Here is a 17,704-nt window from a genome sequence, read left to right as displayed (position 1 = left end):
GAAAGGGGGCACGTCAGCCGGTCCAGTCGATGGGCGCGCGGCCTTGGGCCTTCAGCCAGCCGTTGATCCGCGAGAAGGGGCGCGAGCCGAAGAACCCCCGCCGCGCCGACAGGGGCGAGGGATGGGCGGTGGCGATCACCAGATCCTCCGGCCGGGGCAGGCTGGCCAGCGCCTGCTGGGCATGCCGCCCCCACAGCAGGAAGGCCAGCGGGCCATGCGCCTGCGCGCGGGCGACGGCCTGACGGGCCAGCGCCCCCCAGCCCCAGCCCGCATGCGCCCCCGCCTGGCCGGGCGGCACCGACAGGGCGGTGTTCAGCAGCAGGACCCCTTGGCGCGCCCATCCCGACAGATCGCCGGTCGCGGGGCGGGCGCCCAGATCATCCTGCATCTCGCGATAGATATTGGCCAGCGACCGCGGCAGCGCCGTGTCCCGCGTGACCGAGAATGCCAGCCCGTTGGCATGGCCGGGCGTGGGATAGGGGTCCTGGCCCAGGATCACGACGCGGATGCGCGCGGGCGGCGTCGCCTCCAGCGCGGCGAATATCCGGTCGGGGCCGGGCAGGAAATCCGTGCCCGCCAGCCGGTCGCGAATCGCGGGCCAGTCGTCGCGGAAGAAGGGCAGGTCGGCCCAGGCCTCGGGCGGGGTCACGTCTCGGGCGCGCCGGTGACCTGGGCCAGGGCGGCCAGGCGGTCGCGCGCGGCGCCGCTGTCCAGCGACTGCCGGGCCAAGGCGACGCCGTCGCTCAGCGTCTCTGCGCGCTCGGCCACGACCAGCGCCGCCGCCGCGTTCAGCAGCACCGCGTCGCGATAGGCGCCAGGCTGCCCGTCCAGCAGCGCGCGGAAGGCGGCGGCGTTCTGGGCGGGCTCGCCCCCCACGATGTCGGCGAAGGGGTGGCGGCGCAGGCCCGCATCCTCGGGGCGGACGGTGAATTCGGTGATCCGCCCGTTCTTCAGCGCGACGACGCGGCTGTCCTCGGCGATCGACAGCTCGTCCGTGCCGTCGCCGCCATGGACCAGCCACGCGCCGTCCGATCCCAGGTCGCGCAGCACCTCGGCCATGGGGCGCAGCCATTCGGCGGCGAAGGCGCCCGTCAGCTGACGCCGGACCGAGGCCGGGTTCGTCAGCGGCCCCAGCAGGTTGAAGACGGTGCGCGTCCCCAGCTCGGCCCGGGGCGGGCCGACATGGCGCATCGCGGGATGGTGCATCGGCGCCATCATGAAACAGATCCCCGCCCGGTCCAGCGCCTGCTGCGCGACGGCGGGGCCGCCCATCACGTTGATGCCCATCTGGACCAGTGCATCCGCCGCCCCCGATTTCGACGACAGGTTGCGGTTGCCATGCTTGGCCACGGGCACGCCCGCCCCCGCCACGACAAAGGCCGTCGCGGTCGAGATGTTCAGCGTGCCCTTGCCGTCGCCGCCCGTACCCACGATGTCCATCGCGCCGTCGGGGGCGGTGATGCGCATCATCCGGGCGCGCATGGCGCGGGCGGCGGCGGCGATCTCGTCCACGGTCTCGCCGCGCACGCGCAGCGCCATCAGCAGCCCGCCGATCTGGGCGGGGGTGGCGGCGCCGTCGAACAGCGCGGCGAATGCGGCCTCGGCTTCGGGGCCGGTCAGCGGGCGGGTCGCGGCCAGGCCGATCAGCGGGCGGATGTCGGTCATGCCGCGTCCTTTTTCGGGGCGCAGCGGGCCAGGAAGCTGCGGATCATGTCATGGCCGTTTTCCGAGGCGATGGATTCGGGGTGGAACTGGACGCCCTCGATCGGCAGGTCGCGATGGACCAGCCCCATGATCGTCCCGTCATCGGACGTGGCCGTGACCCGCAGGCAGTCGGGCAGGGTCTCGGGCTCGACCGTCAAGGAATGATAGCGCGTGGCCTTGATGGGCGAGGGCAGGCCCGCAAAGACCCCGCTGCCTTCATGGCGGATGTCGTCCACCTTGCCGTGCAGGATGCGGGTGGCGCGCACGATGCGCCCGCCGAAGGCCTCGCCGATGGCCTGATGCCCCAGGCACACCCCGAAAAGCGGCAGGCGGCGCTCGGCGCAGGCGCGGATCAGGTCCACGCAGATCCCCGCCTGCGCCGGATCGCAGGGCCCGGGCGAGATCACGATCCCCTCCGGGGCCATCTCCAGCGCCTCGTCCACGGTGATCTGGTCGTTGCGGCGCACCGTCACCTCGGCCCCGCGCCGCTGGCTGCGGGGCGTGACCTTCGCCCCCGACCGCCCGCTGATCAATGTCAGCCAGGCGGCCCCCGTCGATCCCCCGCCCGAGGGGCTGCGCCGCGCCATCGCCGAGGCGGCGCTGAACCGGCCCGAGGCACATCTCTATGGCCCTGTCTTGGGCAATGACGACCTGCGGGACGCGGTGGCGGCGCGGTTCTCGGCCGCCTATGGGGGGACGGTGCTGCCGGGGCATGTGGCGATCACCCAAGGCTGCAACCAGGCCTTCTGCGCGGCGATCGCCACGCTGGCCGGGGCGGGGGATGACGTGATCCTGCCGGTGCCGTGGTATTTCAACCACAAGATGTGGCTGGACATGGCGGGCATCGCCTGCCGCCCGCTGGCCTGCGGGGATGACATGCTGCCCGATCCCGACCGGGCCGAGGCGCTGATCGGCCCGCGCACCCGGGCCATCGTGCTGGTGACGCCGAACAACCCATCAGGCGCGGAATATCCGGCGGCGCTGGTCGCGCGGTTCCACGATCTGGCGCGGCGGCGCGGGCTGGTCCTGGTCCTGGACGAGACCTATCGCGATTTCGACAGCCGCACGGGGGCGCCCCATGACCTGCTGACCCGCGACGACTGGCAGGACAGCGTCATCCAGCTCTACAGCTTCTCCAAGGCCTATCGGCTGACCGGGCACCGGGTGGGGGCGCTGATCGCGGGGCAGGACCGGCTGGCCCAGGTCGAGAAGTTCCTCGACACGGTCGCCATCTCGCCCGGTCAGCTGGGCCAGGTGGGCGCGGTCTGGGGGATGGCGCATCTGGACGACTGGCTGGCGGGCGAACGGCACGAGGTCCTGGCCCGGCGCGATGCCTGCCGCGCGGCCTTCGCGGGGCTGGAGGGCTGGCGGGTCAAAAGCGCGGGCGCCTATTTCGCATGGGTCGAACACCCGTTCGACATGCCCTCGGACGCGCTGGCGCAGCGGATGGTGGCAGAGGCGGGCGTGCTGGCCCTGCCCGGCACGATGTTCACGCCCCAAGGCGACGCGGTGGGGCTGCGCCACCTGCGCATTGCCTTCGCCAATGTCGACGCGGCGGGGATCGGGCGGCTGGCGGAACGGCTGGCGGGGCTGGCCTGACCGGTTTTCCATGGCGCGATCCACTTGTGGGTCGCGCGCCCGCGCCCTAAAGACGGGCCTGACACGACCACGAGGAAGGCCGCGCCATGTCAAAGCTCAGAACCAAGGGCAAATCGACCGTCGTCTGGATCCTGATGGGTCTGATGGTGCTGGGGCTGGGCGGCTTCGGCGTCACCAGCTTCTCGGGCGGATCGTCCGAGGTCGCCTCGGTCGGCGAGACCAAGGTGACGGCCGACGACTATGCCCGCGCCCTGCAATCGGAGCTGCGCGCCATCGCCCAGCAGACCGGCCAGCCCGTCACCATGCAGCAGGCCCAGCAGATGGGGCTTCCGCAGATGGTCCAGGCCAACCTGATCGCATCCGCGGCCCTGGCCGAACAGGCGCGCCGCATCGGCGTGTCGGTGGGCGACCAGCAGGTGGCCCAGACCATCATGCAGGCCGGTGCCTTCCGCGGCCCGACCGGCAATTTCGACCGCGCCGCCTATTCCGAGATCCTGCGCCGCGAGCGCCTGACCGAGGCCGAGTTCGAACGGACCGTGCGCGAGGACGAGGCCCGGCTGATGCTTCAGCGCGCCGTGACCGGCGGCGTCGCGGCACCCGCGCCGATGGTCGACCAGACCGCGCGCTGGCTGCTCGAGACCCGCGACATCGCCTGGATCGAGCTGACCGAGGATGACCTGCCCGAACCCGTGGCCGAGCCCGACGAGGCGACGCTGCGCGCTTGGCACGAGGCCAATGGCGACCGCTTCACCGCGCCTGAGACCCGCGCCATCACCTATGCCTGGATCACGCCCGACATGCTGTCGCGCGAGGTGCAGCTGGACGAGGAGGCGCTGCGTGCGGTCTATGACCAGAACATCGCCCAGTTCCAGCGCCCCGAGCGCCGCCTGGTCAGCCGCCTGGTCTTTCCCGATGCCGAGGCCGCCGAGGCCGCCCGCGCCGCCATCGACGCGGGCGAACAGCCCTTCGAGGCCTTCGTGATCCAGCGCGGGCTCAGCCTGGACGACGTGGACCTGGGCGAGGTGACCGCCGCCAATCTGGGCAGCGCGGGCGAGCCGGTCTTTGCCGCCGAGGAGACCGGCGTGATCGGTCCCATCCAGACCGATCTGGGCCCGGCGCTGTTTTCCGTGAACGCGATCATGGACCCCGTCGACATCCCCTTCGAGGAGGCCCGCGACGATCTGCGCGGCGAGGCGGCGCTGTCCGCCGCCGCCCGCCAGATCCAGGCCCGCACCCTGGAATACGAGGATATCCTGGCCGGCGGCGCCACGCTGGAGGAGCTGGCCGAACAGTCCGAGCTGCAGCTGGGCCGGATCGACTGGTCCGCCGAGGCCGAACCGGCCGAGGGCAGCATCGCGGGCTATACCGCCTTCCGCGACCGCGCGGCCGAGATCGGCACCACCGATTTCCCGCAGATCTTCGAACTGGCCGATGGCGGCGTCTTCGCCCTGCGCCTGGACGAGGTCGTCCCCCCGACCCTGCGCCCCTTCGAGGAGGTCGAGGCCGAGGTCCTGGCCGATTGGCGCCGTGCCGAGGTCCAGCGCCTGCTGCTGGCCCGCGCGGGCGAGATCGGCCTGGCCGCGAATTCCGAAGGCATGGAGGACGCGATGGACTGGACGCTGGAGGAGGGCCTGTCGCGCAACGAATGGATGGACGGCCTGCCGCCGCAGCTGCTGGCCCGGGCCTTCGAACTGGACGAGCCGGGCGATGCCGAGGCCGTGGATGCGGGCGACCGGGTGTTCCTGGTCCGGCTGGATCAGGTCAATGACGCGGACCTGTCCGGCGATGACGCCGCCGACATCCTGGCCGGGGTGCGCGCCCGCCTGAACCAGTCGCTGCAGATCGACCTTTTCGATTTCTACGCCCGCCATGCGCAGCGGGAATCGCAGATCTCGGTCAATCAGTCGGCCATCAACGCGATCAACGCCCAGGTCCAGTGATGCAGATGACCCCGGATTTCGCCGCCTTCCAAGCGGAATGGGACGCGGGCCGCAACCAGCTGGTGACGATCCGGCTGGCCGCGGACCTGGACACGCCGGTCAGCCTGATGCTGAAGCTGGCCGAGGCCGGACCCCAGAGCTTCATGCTGGAATCCGTCACCGGCGGCGAGTTGCGCGGGCGCTATTCCATCGTCGGGATGAAGCCGGACCTCATCTGGCAATGCCGCGACGGTCGGGCGACGCTGAACCGGCAGGCGCGGTTCTCCGACGATTTCCAGGACGATCCGCGCCCGGCGCTGGACAGCCTGCGCGCGCTGATCGCCGAAAGCCGGATCGAGACCATGCCCGAGGGCGTGCCCCCGGTCGCGGCCGCGCTGTTCGGCTATCTGGGCTATGACATGATCCGGCTGGTCGAGGACCTGCCCGATGTCAATCCCGACCCGCTGGACCTGCCGGATGCGATGCTGATGCGGCCCTCGGTCGTGGCGGTGCTGGACGGGGTCAAGGGCGAGGTGACGCTCTGCGCGCCCGCTTGGCATGACGGGACCGACAATGCCCGCGCCGCCTATGCCCGCGCCGCCGAACGGGTCATGGATGCGCTGAAATCGCTGGACCGCCAGCCATCCGAGCCGCGCGCCTTGGGCGACGAACGCCGGATCGGCGCGCCCGTGTCGAATTTCGGCCATGAGGATTACCTGGCCGCGGTCGAGAAGGCCAAGGACTATATCCGAGCGGGCGACATCTTCCAGGTCGTGCCCAGCCAGCGCTGGCGGATGGATTTCCCGCTGCCGCCCTTCGCGCTCTATCGGTCGCTGCGGCGCACGAACCCGTCGCCCTTCATGTTCTTTCTGAACCTGGGCGGGTTCCAGATCGTGGGCGCCAGCCCCGAGATCCTGGTCCGCCTGCGCGACGGCGAGGTCACCATCCGCCCCATCGCAGGCACCCGCCCCCGAGGCCGCGACGAGGCCGAGGACCGCGCGCTGGAGGCCGACCTGCTGGCCGACCAGAAGGAACTGGCCGAGCATCTGATGCTGCTGGATCTGGGCCGCAACGATGTGGGCCGCGTGGCGCGCCCCGGCACCGTCCGCCCGACCGAGCAGTTCATCATCGAACGCTACAGCCATGTCATGCATATCGTCTCGAACGTGGTGGGCCAGCTGCGCGAGGGCGAGGACGCGCTGTCGGCGCTGTTGGCGGGGCTGCCTGCGGGCACCGTCTCGGGCGCGCCCAAGGTCCGGGCCATGCAGATCATCGACGAGCTGGAGCCGGAGAAGCGCGGCGTCTATGGCGGTGCGGTCGGCTATTTTGCCGCCAATGGCGAGATGGACATGTGCATCGCCCTGCGCACCGGGGTGGTCAAGGATCAGGCGCTCTATATCCAGGCCGGGGGCGGGGTCGTCTATGACAGCGACCCGGAGGCCGAGTTCCAGGAGACGGTGAACAAGAGCCGCGCCCTGCGCCGCGCCGCCGAGGAAGCCTCGCGCTTTCTGCGCGGAAACGGCTGAGGCGCATGCGAAAGGCGGCCCCGGAGGGCCGCCTTGCAAAATCCGCGTGACGGATCAGTTCGTGACGGGCGAGTTCGGATCGGCCTCGGGCTGATCCTGGGTGCCGTCACCCATGCCGTCCTGCGGCTGGCTGGTCATGCCATCGGCGGTCGGATCGGCCGGGGGCATGGCCGCATCTTCGGTCTGCGGCTCGGGCGCGGTCTCCAGCGTGTCCTCCGTGGTCATGCCGGTATCGTCCATGCCCGTGTCGTTCATGGCCGGATCGTCGGTCATCGGCTCGCCGCCCATGCCGCCTGTCGCCATCGGATCGGCGGGCTGCTCGGCAGCCATCGGGTCCGCGCCGGTCGCCATCGGATCCGCGCCGGTCGCCATCGGATCGGCGGCGGGGGCCATGGCAGGATCGCCCGCCGGGTCGGTCATCATGCCGGCGCCGGTGTCGCGGTCGCGGAAGACGTATTCCGGGGCGGCATCGGCCTCTTCGCGGGTCAGGTCCGCCGTGATCTCCTGCGCGTCGGAATTGATGGTGAGGTCGGCCCAAGGCAGGGCGATCTGCTTTTCACCGATGCCGAGGAAGCCGCCGACGCCCACGATCACGGCCTTCATCTCGCCGGTCTCGCCGTTGATGATCACATCGTTGATCGAACCGATCGAGGTGCCGTCGGGCGCGTTCACGGTGGTGCCGGTGATCCAATCGACGCGCCATTCATTGGCGGCCTGCTCGACCTCGACCTTGCCAGCGGCTGCTTCCGCGGCGGCGGCCTCGGCGGCATCGTCGCTGGTCGTCTCGGCCATGGGATCGGCCATCGGGTCCGCGGCGGGGGCGGTGCCCATGTCGGTCATCGGGGCATCGGCCGGCTCGGTCGCGGGCGCGGTGTCCTGGGCGAAGGCCGCGCCCATGCTGAGGGGCAGAACGAGGGTGGTCGTCAGAAGCAACTTGTGCATCGTGGTCTCCTGTCTGGCTATGCATGGTGCGGGCGTGGCCCGCGATTGCCTGCACAATGCGCATCCGAACAGGGAAGTTCCCGCCCCAAGGGCAGGGGGCGGGACGGTTTCAACCCAAACTATTGATCCGGCGTCAATCTTCGCCGCGGAAGGGTTGCACGTATTGCAGGGCCATATCCCACGGGAAGAAGATCCAGGTATCCTGGCTGACCTCGGTCACCCAAGTCGAGACCATCGGCTTGCCCTTGGGCTTGGCATAGACGGTGGCCAGATGCGCCTTGGGATACATCTCGCGGATCAGTTCCAGCGTGCGGCCGCTGTCGACCAGGTCGTCGACGACCAGGATCCCCTCTCCATCGCCCATCAGCGCGGCATCGGGATGCTTCAGCACCTCCAACTGGCCCTGACCGGCCTCGGAGCCCACGCCCTTGTAGGAGCGGACCGAGATCGTGTCGATCGTGCGGATGTCCAGTTCCCGCGCGACGATCATCGCCGGGACCAGGCCGCCGCGGGTCACCGCGACCACCGCGCGCCAATCGGTGCCGTCCAGCCGCCACGCAAGGGCGCGGGCGTCGCGATGCAGCTGGTCCCAGCTGACGTGGAAACCCTTTTCATGGGGAAGGCGGTCGTTCACGGCGGTGGCTCCTTATATGCGGGCGCGGTCTCTCAGGGGCGCAGGACGAGCGACAGGCCCAAAGCTGCGATGGCCAGCCCCGCGGCGCGGTCGATCCAGAATTTCGAACCGTAATAGCGCCGCCGCAGCACGGGCAGCGCCATCAGGCTGGCAAGTGCGGTATAGAAGAACAGCTCGACCGACAAGGCCACAGCATAGATCGCGCCCTTGTCGGCGGGGCTCAGCGCGGCGGGAAAGATCGACAGCAGCACCGCGGAATAAAAGAGCGCGGGCTTGGGGTTCGACAGGTTCAGCGCGACCCCCGCGCCGAACCCCATGCCGCGGCTGCCCGGCCCGGGCAGCGGGTCGCGCGCATGGCGCCACATCCGCCAGCCGATCCACAGCAGATAGGCCCCGCCCGCCAGCCGCATTGCGGTCAGCGTCCAAGGCGCGATCCGGAACAGCGCCGTCAGCCCCAGCAGCGCGAAAAGGCACCAGACCGAGGCCCCGATCGCCAGGCCCCAGCCATAGGCCAGCGCCCGGCGGCGCCCCAGGGAAAAGGCGCCTTGGCTAACCGCGATGACCCCGGGCCCGGGCGACAGGATCGCCACCGACAGGGTGGCGACGAACACGCCCAGCTCCGCCGCGCTGATCTGCAGCATCGGCCCGGCGTCAGTCCTTTTTCACCACGGCGGCGATGTCGGGGGCATCCACCGCCTTCATGCCGACCACGTGATAGCCCGCATCGACGTGATGCGTCTCGCCGGTGACGCCGCTGCCCAGGTCCGACAGCAGATAGAGCGCGGATTTGCCCACATCCTCGGTCGTGACATTGCGACGCAGGGGCGAGTTCAGCTCGTTCCATTTCATGATGTAGCGGAAGTCGCCGATGCCGCTGGCGGCCAGGGTCTTGATGGGGCCCGCGCTGATCGAATTGACGCGGATGCCGTCCTTGCCGAAATCCTCGGCCAGGTAGCGGACGGAGGCCTCCAGCGCGGCCTTGGCCACGCCCATGACGTTGTAATGCGGCATGACCCGTTCGGCGCCGTAATAGGTCAGCGTCAGCATCGAGCCGCCATCCGTCATCATCGCGGCCGCCCGGCGGGCGACGGCGGTGAAGGAATAGACGGAAATATCCATCGTCATCATGAAGTTGTCGCGCGTCGTCTCGGCATAGCGGCCGCGCAGCTGCTCCTTGTCGGAAAAGCCGATCGCGTGGACGATGAAGTCCAGACGGTCCCAGGACTGACCCAGATCGGCAAAAAGACGGTCGATCGAGCCTTCGTCCGACACGTCGCAGGGCAGCACGATGTCCGATCCCAGCTGTTCGGCCAAGGGGCCCACCCGCTTCTTCAGCGCGTCGCCCTGATAGCTGAAGGCCAGCTCCGCGCCCTCGGACGCCAAGGCCCGCGCGATGCCCCAGGCAATCGACTTGTCATTGGCCAGCCCCATGATGAGGCCGCGCTTGCCGGCCATCAGGCCGGTCCTCTGCTCGCTTGACATGAGCGGTCCCTCGCGCTTTCAACTCTTTATGCGGTGTTAGGCCAACTGCCCTGCCGCATCAAGCACAAGGAATCCCAGATGAGCGACCGCAGCGGTATCTTTGCAGGCGACGATCCCTTCGACATCGTGCGGGCCTGGATGGCCGAGGCCGAGTGGCAGGAGCCGAACGACCCCAACGCCATCGCCCTGGCCACGGCGGATGCGGACGGGTTGCCCGATGTGCGCATGGTCCTGCTGAAGGATGTGGACGGGCAGGGGCGCGACGGCTCCTTCGTCTTCTACACCAATTACGACAGCGCCAAGGGGCAGCAGCTGGCCGCGAATGGCCAGGCGGCCTTCGTGATGCATTGGAAGTCGCTGCGCCGCCAGATCCGCGTCCGCGGCGCCGTCACCCGCGAGGAGGGGCGCCAGGCCGACGACTATTATGCCAGCCGCGCATTGCAAAGCAGGCTGGGGGCCTGGGCCTCGCGCCAGTCGCAGCCGCTGGAGGGCCGCGCGAGCCTCGCGGCCGAGGTCGCCCGGATGGGTCTGCGGCATGGAACCAACCCGCCCCGTCCCCCATTCTGGGGGGGATTCCGGATCGTCCCCAGCCAGATCGAATTCTGGGCCGATGGCGCCTTCCGGTTGCATGACCGCTTTGTCTGGACCCGCGCGGATGCGGGGGATTGGACCATTACCCGATTGTCACCATAGACAAATCTCGCCCAGTGTGAATTGCGTGACGCCACGGCCGTCATGAACCCTTCCGTTTGCAGCTATCGTTGCAGTGGCATATTGTAGTCGCAGGCGGGGCGACCTATTGTCAAAATTTGAAACGGTGCGACGACGATGGAATGGCGATGACGGAAGATGGCGGCCTCACCCTGGTGACAGGGCTGGTCAAATGGTTCGACCCGGCAAAGGGATACGGGTTCATTCTGGATGACCGGGGTGGCCCCGATATCCTGCTGCATGCGAACGTCCTGCGCAATTTCGGGCGCAGCTCGGTCGCGGACCATTCGCGCGTCTCGGTCATGGTCCAGCGCACCAGCCGCGGCGTGCAGGCGGCCGAGGTCGTGTCGATCACCCCGCCCGAAACCGACGGCACCCCGCCCATCGCGGATCTGGACCTGGAGGTCATCGCCCATCTGGAGACTTTGCCGCTGCGTCCGGCCCGGGTCAAGTGGTTCGACAAGTCCAAGGGTTTCGGCTTTGCCAATGTCTTCGGCCACCCCGAGGACGTGTTCATCCATATCGAGGTCCTGCGCCATTCCGGCTTTGCCGACCTGGCCATCGGCGAGGCGGTCTGTCTGCGCCTGGTCGAGGGGCCGCGCGGGTTGATGGCCGCCCAGATCGCGGCCTGGGACAGCGGCGAACCCGAGGACGAGGCCGGGCAGGCCGAACGCCGCACCGAGATCCTGTCGCATGTGGCGGAATAGCCTTCTGGCCTTGGCGCTGCTTGCGGCGCCCGTATCGGCCCAGACCCCGGGCCCGGCCGTTGATGCCGCCGAATGCCGCGCCGATGCCGCGCTGATCCGCACCCAGCCCGACCGCGCCCTGGTCTTCGCCATCGAGGTCGCCGATACCGACGAGACGCGCGCGCGGGGCCTGATGTTCCGCCGCGACCTGCCTGCGGGGCAGGGGATGCTCTTCGTCTATCCGCGCCCGCAGCAGGTCAGCTTCTGGATGCGCAACACGCTGATCCCGCTGGACATGATCTTCATGGATGCGCGGGGCGAGATCCGCCACATCCACCCCAATGCCCGCCCCCTGGACGAGACGCCGATCCCCGGCGCGCTGCCCGACGACCCCGATCCCGCACGCCTGTTCGTGCTGGAGATCGCGGGCGGCGAGGCCGCGCGGCTCGGCCTGCGGCCCGGCCAGGTGCTGGCCCATCCCGCCATCGACCCCGGGATTGCGGCCTGGCCCTGCGAATAGGGTCTTTTCGCCCCCTGTCCCATCGGGTATGGCAGGCGGCAGGACGTCCATTGGCGATCCATGGCGGAGTGTAGCGCAGTCTGGTAGCGCGCCTGGTTTGGGACCAGGATGTCGGGGGTTCGAATCCCTCCACTCCGACCAGCGTTCTTGCTTTTTATGATATCGAACTATCTCCTCCCAGTGTGGTCCATGTTTTTGTCTACTGAGGTTTGAAGGGTGTGTTGACACAAAGGATTCACACTGCGTGGCAAGTTTCGTTCAAGCTGGTATTTGAACTGGAGGCGAGTGGGACACGAGACCTGATGTTGGACGAAGAATGGGCGTTTTGAGCGTTTCCTCCAGAGAGTCCACGCCCCGAACTAGCGCTAATCGAGCAACCATTACCTTGTTCATCACGGGATTCTCCGCAGTGGAGCATTAGCCTGCATTGGTTCCTGGCCTTGCCGCACGCGCGGAGGCTCTCTTCGGCGCGATCTGTCGGAAGAGTTCAGAGGTGGTTCGGTTTGTCTCAATAGGTTCCGGGCGTCTTCCAAGTGGATTGCCGCCTCGTTTATGCCGCTACCGCCTCGGGCATGGGCTGGCTGAAGTAAGCCTGATCGAGCGTTTTCCCTTCAAGTGATGAGTGTGGGCGTCGGCTGTTATAGAAGCCGAGGTATTTTCCAATGCTGGCTCGAGCCTCGGACAACCTGGTATAGGCCCGCAGGTAGACCTCCTCGTATCCGATGGTTCGCCAGAGGCGCTTGACGAAAGCGTTGTCATGCCGTCGGCGTATACGCCGACCACCTGCCATCCACGCTGACCTTGATCTTGAGCGTGGCCAGTACCGTGATGAAGTCAATGGACGTGAACTGGCTGCCCTGACGTCGCATGGCCGCTCGGACCGATGGCGCGACCATGCTCCGTGTTCAAGATCTCGGGTGTGCCATGATGCGCCAGAGCCTCTTCAACGGCTTCTATGCAAAATTCAGCCTCGAGCGTGATCGACACCCGCCAGGCCAGGACGCGCCGGGTGAACCAGTCGAGCACGGCAGGGAGGTAAATGAATTCACGCGCCATGGGGATGTAGGTGATGTCCATCGCCCAGACCTGGTTGGGCCAGGTGATCGGCAGCCTCCTGAGCAGATAGGGGTAGATCTTGTGCCCCGGTGCCGGCTTTGAAGTGTTCGGCTTGCGATAGAGCGCCTCGATCCCAATCCGCTTCATCAGTGTAGCAACATGCAGCCGCCCGACCGTGAACCCTTCCTAGACCAGCAGGCCTTGCAGCATCCGACTGCCCGCGAACGGAGACTCCATGTGCAGCTTGTCGACGCGGTGCATCAGATTTAAGTCGGCATCCGACACCGGGCGGGGCTTGTAATACACGCTGCTCCGGCTAGTCCCCAGCACGATGGCCTGGCGGCTGACGCTCAGCTTTGCAGCCGGATCGATCATCTTTTTGCGGTTGGCAACAAGCCCGTGTACGGTTCTCTCGAAACAATGGCGTTCACCGCACAGTTCGTCGAGCGCCGGACAAAAAATCGTTCTCCAGCGTCAGCTCTCCGATTTTCGCATGTGGGGTCTTCACATCGACGATCGGTTCTGGCTCAGCTTTCGCGGCTTCACCGAATACTCCGGTCGCCCCCTCAAGCAGCTGATCGCGCCACTGCTTGATCTGGTTCGGCTAAACGTCGAAATCCTGCGCCAGCTCGATCATGGTCTTTTCCCCCTTGATCGCGGCTATAGCCACTTTCGCCTTGAATGCCGGGCGGTGGTTCCAGCGCGGTCGTCTTGTCACGTTTTTTCCTCGCTTGCAGCATCATGCTGCCCAATCGCCCGGAAATTGATCCACTGGATCAATTTCAGGCCCGGCTCATACGCGGAAAATCCACTTATCCCGGATGTTCAGATTTGCGTAGCCACCTTTGAAAGCGGGGCGGTGCCTCATGTCCTGCAAATGATCGACAGCACCGTGGTTAGCCCGTCCAGTGACTTCGAGCGCGGTCGCAAGGCATCGGACCTTGAGAAGACCAGGTTACCGGGATGTATAGAGCATGACGGATCTCCGACACGCTGGTTGCCGACCTCTGCGTCGAGGCGCTGAATGAGTGAATTTGTTGCACGAATCGGCTGAACGCCGATGTTTCCCTTTTCTCGGACGGACTTATCCCACAGCTTCCGTGACGGGTATTCCGAGCGCAGTGTAGTTGGTCAGGACCACGATGAGGACCTGGATCACGGCGACCTGTCGGTCGAAGTCCCGCGCCATGAGCCGCTGCCCCAGCAGTTTCACGCAATGCATCTTCGTCTCGATGCGGCTCCTGCGGTGATATCTGATCCATCGTCGCCAGAGGGCCGGGCCGAGGTAATTCGCGGCGCGCAGGGCCTCGTTTCGGGCGATGGCACCTGCGGTGACAGTCTTCCATGGCTTGGCGTTCTTGCGGGGCGGGATCACAGCGTGAGCGCCGCGGACTGCGATGGCAACGTGGCACTTACGGGTGTCGTAGGCGCCGTCGGCGGTCACCGAGCCGATCCGCGTATTTGCTGACCAGCACATGCGCCAAGGCGCCCTCAGTGGGTAGGCCGCCATCGATCAGGTGTGCGGGTGCCGGTGCCTGGGTCACGCCCTCTGCACACCTGCGGCACGCATATTTTGGGCGCACGGTCACGATGACCCGCAGTTGCGCGGGCATCAGCCGATGAAAAGGACTTCGCAGCAGCGCGTCAGCCACACAACGTGGGGTTCAGACGCCGCTTACGATGAGCAGGTGCAGCGGGCCCCTCGACCCTCGATGGGGATGGTGATGGCCAAGGGTCTTCTGACGGCGGGACAGCGTGCTGAAGTCGGGCGCCGACCAGTCGAGGCCAACCAGCCGCAGCAGGCTCTCAACGAACCCGGCCGTCTGCCGGAGCGCCATGCCGAACAGAACCTTCATGAAAGACATGTCTGGATAGCGGCATCGCTGTAGGTCTGCTGTGGGCCACACCTGGCTGTCGGCGCGGCATCCCAGCTCATTTCGGGGTCAAACAAGATCGTCAGCGAACCCCGGCGCTTGAGCACCTTGTCATAGGCCGGCCAGTTCCTGGTTCGGTAGATCGGGGGTGTCGGTCCGCTCATGCATCCCAGCTACCACCCTAAAGACTCGGAATGAATCCCTCACGTGATTGGTGAAATAAAGCTGGCGATAGTACCAATACTCGAACAGAACTTCCGGACTGGGGGCAGCATGATGGTGCCCCCAGTTCCTTTATTCGGCGGCGCGGGCCATCGGGTTGTTGGGATGGCTGGTCCAGTTCGCATAGTCGCCGCGCGGGATGCCGGTGCGCTTGTCGATCTCGCCCAGCTCCAGCTCGCGCATGGTGATGCAATCCTCGACCGGGCAGACATCGACGCAGAGGTTGCAGGCGACGCATTCCTCCTCGATCACCTCGAAGACGCGGCCGGGATTCATGGCGATCGCTTGGTGGCTGGTATCCTCGCAGGCGGCATAGCAGCGGCCGCAGCCGATGCAGGCATCCTGGTCGATCACCGCCTTGGTGACATAGTTCAGGTTCAGCTCCTGCCAGTCCTTGACGTTGGGGACCGCGCGGCCGATCAGCTCCGACAGGGCCATGTCATGGCTGTCCAGATAGTCATGCAGGCCGGTGATCATCTCCTGCACGACCTTGAAGCCATAGGTCATCGCCGCCGTGCAGACCTGCACATTGCCCGCGCCGAGCGCCATGAACTCGGCCGCGTCGCGCCAGGTGGTGACGCCGCCGATGCCGCTTATGGGGATGCCGCGCGTCTCGGGGGACCGGGCGATCTCGGCCACCATGTTCAGGGCGATGGGCTTGACCGCCGGGCCGCAATAGCCGCCATGACTGCCCTTGCCGTCGATGGTGGGCTGGGGCGCGAAGAGGTCCAGATCGACCGAGGTGATCGAGTTGATCGTGTTGATCAGGCTGACCGCATCCGCGCCGCCGCGTTTCGCCGCCTCGGCGGGTTTGCGGACATCGGTGATGTTGGGCGTCAGCTTGACGATGCAGGGCATGCGCGAGTGCTTTTTCACCCACCGGGTGACCATCTCGATATAGTCGGGCACCTGGCCCACGGCCGATCCCATGCCGCGTTCGGCCATGCCATGCGGGCAGCCGAAGTTCAGCTCGACCCCGTCGGCGCCGGTATCCTCGATCCGGGCCAGGATGTCCTTCCAGCTGTCCTCGTCGCAGGGGACCATCAGGCTGATGATCAGCGCGCGGTCGGGATAATCGCGCTTGACCGACTTGATCTCGCGCAGGTTCACCTCCAGCGGGCGGTCGGTGATCAGCTCGATGTTGTTGATGCCCAACACGCGGCGGTCGGCGCCATGGATTACGCCATAGCGGGGGCCGTTGACGTTGACGACGGGCGGGCCTTCCGAGCCTAGGGTCTTCCACACCACGCCGCCCCAACCGGCCTGGAAGGCGCGGCGGACGTTGTATTCCTTGTCGGTCGGCGGGGCCGAGGCCAGCCAGAAGGGGTTCGGGGACTTGATCCCGATGAAATTGCTGCGCAGGTCTGCCATGATCTCGCGTCCTCAGCCGGGGATTTCGACGGGACGTCCGGTCAGCCGGGCGTCGATGTCTTCTGCCGCGTCGCGGCCTTCGGCCACTGCGGTCACGGTGAGGTCGTCGCCGCCGGATGCGCAATCGCCCCCGGCCCAGACCCCGTCCAGCGTCGTGCGGCCCGGTCCCGTGACCAGGATCTTGCCGCCCGCCAGATCCAGCCCCTCGGGCGCGCCCTCCAGCCGCTGGCCGATGGCGCGGAAGACCTGATCGGCCTTCAGGCGGAACCGGTCCTCGGTCAGGACCAGCCCGTCCGGTTCGGCGCGGGTATAGGCGAATTCGACCTCGGCCACGGCACCGTTGCCATGGACGGCGACGGGGGCGGCGTTGCAGATGATCCGCACGCCGCTGGCGGTCGCGTGGTCCTGTTCGTGGCGGCTGGCGCCCATGCGGTCCTGGTCGCGGCGATAGACGATGGCGACGTTTTCCGCGCCCAGCAGGCGGGCCTGCACGGCGGCATCCACGGCGGTCATGCCGCCGCCGATCACCACCACGTCGCGACCGACGGGCAGGGTGCCCAGATCATCGGCCTGGCGCAGATCGCGGATGAAGCTGACCGCATCGGTGACGTGCTGGCGGTCCTCGCCCTCGGCGCGCAGGGCGTTCACGCCGCCCAGACCCATCCCGAGAAACACCGCATCGTATTCCGCCTGCAGCGCGGGCAGGGTGATGTCGCGGCCGATCGCCTGGTCGTGGCGCAGCTCGATCCCGCCGATGCCCATCAGCCATTCGACCTCGGCCTGGGCGAAGCCGTCCACCGCCTTGTAGCTGGCGATACCGTATTCGTTCAGGCCCCCCGGCTTGGGCCGCGCCTCGAAGATCACCACGTCATGGCCCTTGGCGGCCAGACGATGCGCGCAGGCCAGGCCCGCGGGGCCCGCGCCGACAACCGCCACGCGCTTGCCCGTTGGGGCGGCGCGGCGGAAGGGATGCGTCCCTTGGGCCATCAGCCCGTCGGTGGCATAGCGTTGCAGGGCGCCGATCTCGACCGGCTGGCCCTCGGCATCCATGCGCACGCAGGCCCCTTCGCAAAGCTGTTCGGTCGGGCAGACCCGGGCGCACATGCCGCCCAGGATATTGGCGTGAAAGATCGTCATCGCCGCCGCATCCGGGGTGCCGGTGCCGATCTGGCGGATGAACAGCGGGATGTCGATGCTGGTCGGGCAGGCCGTGATGCAGGGCGCGTCATGGCAGAAATAGCAGCGATCCGCCGCCACCCGCGCCTCGTGATCGGTCAGGGGGGGCGCGACATCGACGAAATTCGCGGCCAGCTGGTCGGGGGTCAGACGCCCCGGCACGACGCCGGGCGTCAGTCTTGCTTGGGACATTTGTGTCTCCTGGCTCACCTGTTGGTCAGATCAGGCTGGCACAGGTCCGTTTTTTTATCAAATGGTAAAATATCGGCGGGGGAAGTTTGC

Annotated in this window: 14 protein-coding genes, 1 tRNA gene and 3 pseudogenes; 7 read left to right on the top strand and 11 right to left on the bottom strand. The window is 67.4% G+C overall.

All coding sequences use genetic code 11. The annotated features are described in order from the left end of the window. Window positions 1–13: 13 nt before the first annotated feature. The 3 genes and pseudogenes from JHW48_RS09825 to JHW48_RS09815 all read right to left on the bottom strand — a co-directional run. Window positions 14–649 (bottom strand): uracil-DNA glycosylase, encoded by a 636-nt coding sequence (locus JHW48_RS09825; RefSeq protein ID WP_119886718.1) that lies wholly within the window; start codon window positions 647–649, stop codon window positions 14–16. Continuing rightward, window positions 646–1,665, bottom strand: a complete 1,020-nt coding sequence (gene trpD / locus JHW48_RS09820) for an anthranilate phosphoribosyltransferase (RefSeq protein WP_119886719.1) — start codon at window positions 1,663–1,665, stop codon at window positions 646–648. Before trpD ends, JHW48_RS09825 begins: the two co-directional genes overlap by 4 nt. Further along, window positions 1,662–2,186: pseudogene (locus JHW48_RS09815) on the bottom strand (anthranilate synthase component II); the annotation flags it as partial. The gene trpD and the pseudogene JHW48_RS09815, both read right to left, overlap by 4 nt. Here JHW48_RS09815 and JHW48_RS09810 point away from each other — a divergent pair. The 3 genes from JHW48_RS09810 to trpE all read left to right on the top strand — a co-directional run bounded on the left by JHW48_RS09810 (window position 2,152) and on the right by trpE (window position 6,748). Continuing rightward, a complete protein-coding gene (locus JHW48_RS09810; RefSeq protein ID WP_419182416.1) occupies window positions 2,152–3,303 on the top strand; it encodes an aminotransferase in 1,152 nt (383 codons plus the stop codon). The pseudogene JHW48_RS09815 and the gene JHW48_RS09810 overlap by 35 nt on opposite strands. An 86-nt stretch (window positions 3,304–3,389) precedes the next feature. After that, window positions 3,390–5,243, top strand: coding sequence for a peptidylprolyl isomerase (locus tag JHW48_RS09805; protein ID WP_119886870.1), 1,854 nt, complete (start codon window positions 3,390–3,392; stop codon window positions 5,241–5,243). Further along, window positions 5,243–6,748: an anthranilate synthase component I gene (gene trpE, locus JHW48_RS09800; protein WP_119886869.1), complete on the top strand. Its 1,506-nt coding sequence runs from the start codon at window positions 5,243–5,245 to the stop codon at window positions 6,746–6,748. The genes JHW48_RS09805 and trpE overlap by 1 nt, the downstream gene beginning before the upstream one ends. Before the next feature lie 54 nt (window positions 6,749–6,802). On the opposite strand, the gene JHW48_RS09795 is transcribed toward trpE, so the two are convergent. The 4 genes from JHW48_RS09795 to fabI all read right to left on the bottom strand — a co-directional run bounded on the left by JHW48_RS09795 (window position 6,803) and on the right by fabI (window position 9,806). Next, window positions 6,803–7,690: a PRC-barrel domain-containing protein gene (locus tag JHW48_RS09795; RefSeq protein WP_119886868.1), complete on the bottom strand. Its 888-nt coding sequence runs from the start codon at window positions 7,688–7,690 to the stop codon at window positions 6,803–6,805. A 133-nt stretch (window positions 7,691–7,823) separates the two neighbouring features. Further along, on the bottom strand, window positions 7,824–8,324 hold the full coding sequence (gene gpt, locus JHW48_RS09790; protein ID WP_119886867.1) for a xanthine phosphoribosyltransferase: 501 nt from the start codon (window positions 8,322–8,324) through the stop codon (window positions 7,824–7,826). A 32-nt stretch (window positions 8,325–8,356) separates the two neighbouring features. Next, window positions 8,357–8,965: a LysE family translocator gene (locus tag JHW48_RS09785; protein WP_119886866.1), complete on the bottom strand. Its 609-nt coding sequence runs from the start codon at window positions 8,963–8,965 to the stop codon at window positions 8,357–8,359. A gap of 10 nt (window positions 8,966–8,975) precedes the next feature. Further along, entirely contained in the window at window positions 8,976–9,806 is an 831-nt protein-coding gene (fabI, locus tag JHW48_RS09780; protein ID WP_119886865.1) for an enoyl-ACP reductase FabI, read from the bottom strand. A 78-nt stretch (window positions 9,807–9,884) separates the two neighbouring features. On the opposite strand from fabI, the gene pdxH reads away from it, so the two are divergent. The 4 genes from pdxH to JHW48_RS09760 all read left to right on the top strand — a co-directional run bounded on the left by pdxH (window position 9,885) and on the right by JHW48_RS09760 (window position 11,864). Further along, complete coding sequence (gene pdxH, locus JHW48_RS09775; RefSeq protein WP_119886864.1) at window positions 9,885–10,499, top strand: pyridoxamine 5'-phosphate oxidase; 615 nt, start codon at window positions 9,885–9,887, stop codon at window positions 10,497–10,499. A gap of 146 nt (window positions 10,500–10,645) precedes the next feature. Next, the gene (locus tag JHW48_RS09770) at window positions 10,646–11,224 is read left to right on the top strand and encodes a cold-shock protein (protein ID WP_119886872.1); all 579 of its coding nucleotides are present in this window, start codon (window positions 10,646–10,648) and stop codon (window positions 11,222–11,224) included. Further along, window positions 11,211–11,723: a DUF192 domain-containing protein gene (locus JHW48_RS09765; protein ID WP_119886863.1), complete on the top strand. Its 513-nt coding sequence runs from the start codon at window positions 11,211–11,213 to the stop codon at window positions 11,721–11,723. Before JHW48_RS09770 ends, JHW48_RS09765 begins: the two co-directional genes overlap by 14 nt. Window positions 11,724–11,787: 64 nt before the next feature. Continuing rightward, window positions 11,788–11,864 (top strand) — tRNA-Pro (locus JHW48_RS09760). 409 nt (window positions 11,865–12,273) lie between these two features. Here JHW48_RS09760 and JHW48_RS09755 read toward each other — a convergent pair. The 4 genes and pseudogenes from JHW48_RS09755 to JHW48_RS09730 form a co-directional block, all read right to left on the bottom strand. Further along, window positions 12,274–13,497 (bottom strand): annotated as a pseudogene (locus JHW48_RS09755) (IS3 family transposase). Between the two features lie 366 nt (window positions 13,498–13,863). Beyond that, window positions 13,864–14,817, bottom strand: a pseudogene (locus JHW48_RS18670) (transposase). A gap of 130 nt (window positions 14,818–14,947) precedes the next feature. Beyond that, window positions 14,948–16,246 (bottom strand): NAD-dependent dihydropyrimidine dehydrogenase subunit PreA, encoded by a 1,299-nt coding sequence (preA, locus tag JHW48_RS09735; protein WP_119886862.1) that lies wholly within the window; start codon window positions 16,244–16,246, stop codon window positions 14,948–14,950. Between the two features lie 12 nt (window positions 16,247–16,258). Further along, complete coding sequence (locus JHW48_RS09730; protein WP_119886861.1) at window positions 16,259–17,614, bottom strand: NAD(P)-dependent oxidoreductase; 1,356 nt, start codon at window positions 17,612–17,614, stop codon at window positions 16,259–16,261. Between the last annotated feature and the right edge of the window lie 90 nt (window positions 17,615–17,704).

This window comes from Paracoccus aestuarii (assembly GCF_028553885.1).
Classification (GTDB): Bacteria; Pseudomonadota; Alphaproteobacteria; order Rhodobacterales; family Rhodobacteraceae; genus Paracoccus; species Paracoccus aestuarii.
The sequence above is the reverse complement of the archived record's forward strand: the minus strand, read 5'-3'. Positions and strand labels throughout refer to the sequence as shown.

Bases quoted from the DNA above. Each gene is read 5' to 3' on its own strand.
- trpD (WP_119886719.1), bottom strand. From the start codon at position 1,665: ATGACCGACATCCGCCCGCTGATCGGCCTGGCCGCGACCCGCCCGCTG.
- JHW48_RS09805 (WP_119886870.1), top strand. From the start codon at position 3,390: ATGTCAAAGCTCAGAACCAAGGGCAAATCGACCGTCGTCTGGATCCTG.
- trpE (WP_119886869.1), top strand. From the start codon at position 5,243: ATGCAGATGACCCCGGATTTCGCCGCCTTCCAAGCGGAATGGGACGCG.
- JHW48_RS09795 (WP_119886868.1), bottom strand. From the start codon at position 7,690: ATGCACAAGTTGCTTCTGACGACCACCCTCGTTCTGCCCCTCAGCATG.
- JHW48_RS09785 (WP_119886866.1), bottom strand. From the start codon at position 8,965: ATGCTGCAGATCAGCGCGGCGGAGCTGGGCGTGTTCGTCGCCACCCTG.
- fabI (WP_119886865.1), bottom strand. From the start codon at position 9,806: ATGTCAAGCGAGCAGAGGACCGGCCTGATGGCCGGCAAGCGCGGCCTC.
- pdxH (WP_119886864.1), top strand. From the start codon at position 9,885: ATGAGCGACCGCAGCGGTATCTTTGCAGGCGACGATCCCTTCGACATC.
- JHW48_RS09770 (WP_119886872.1), top strand. From the start codon at position 10,646: ATGACGGAAGATGGCGGCCTCACCCTGGTGACAGGGCTGGTCAAATGG.
- JHW48_RS09765 (WP_119886863.1), top strand. From the start codon at position 11,211: ATGTGGCGGAATAGCCTTCTGGCCTTGGCGCTGCTTGCGGCGCCCGTA.
- preA (WP_119886862.1), bottom strand. From the start codon at position 16,246: ATGGCAGACCTGCGCAGCAATTTCATCGGGATCAAGTCCCCGAACCCC.
- JHW48_RS09730 (WP_119886861.1), bottom strand. From the start codon at position 17,614: ATGTCCCAAGCAAGACTGACGCCCGGCGTCGTGCCGGGGCGTCTGACC.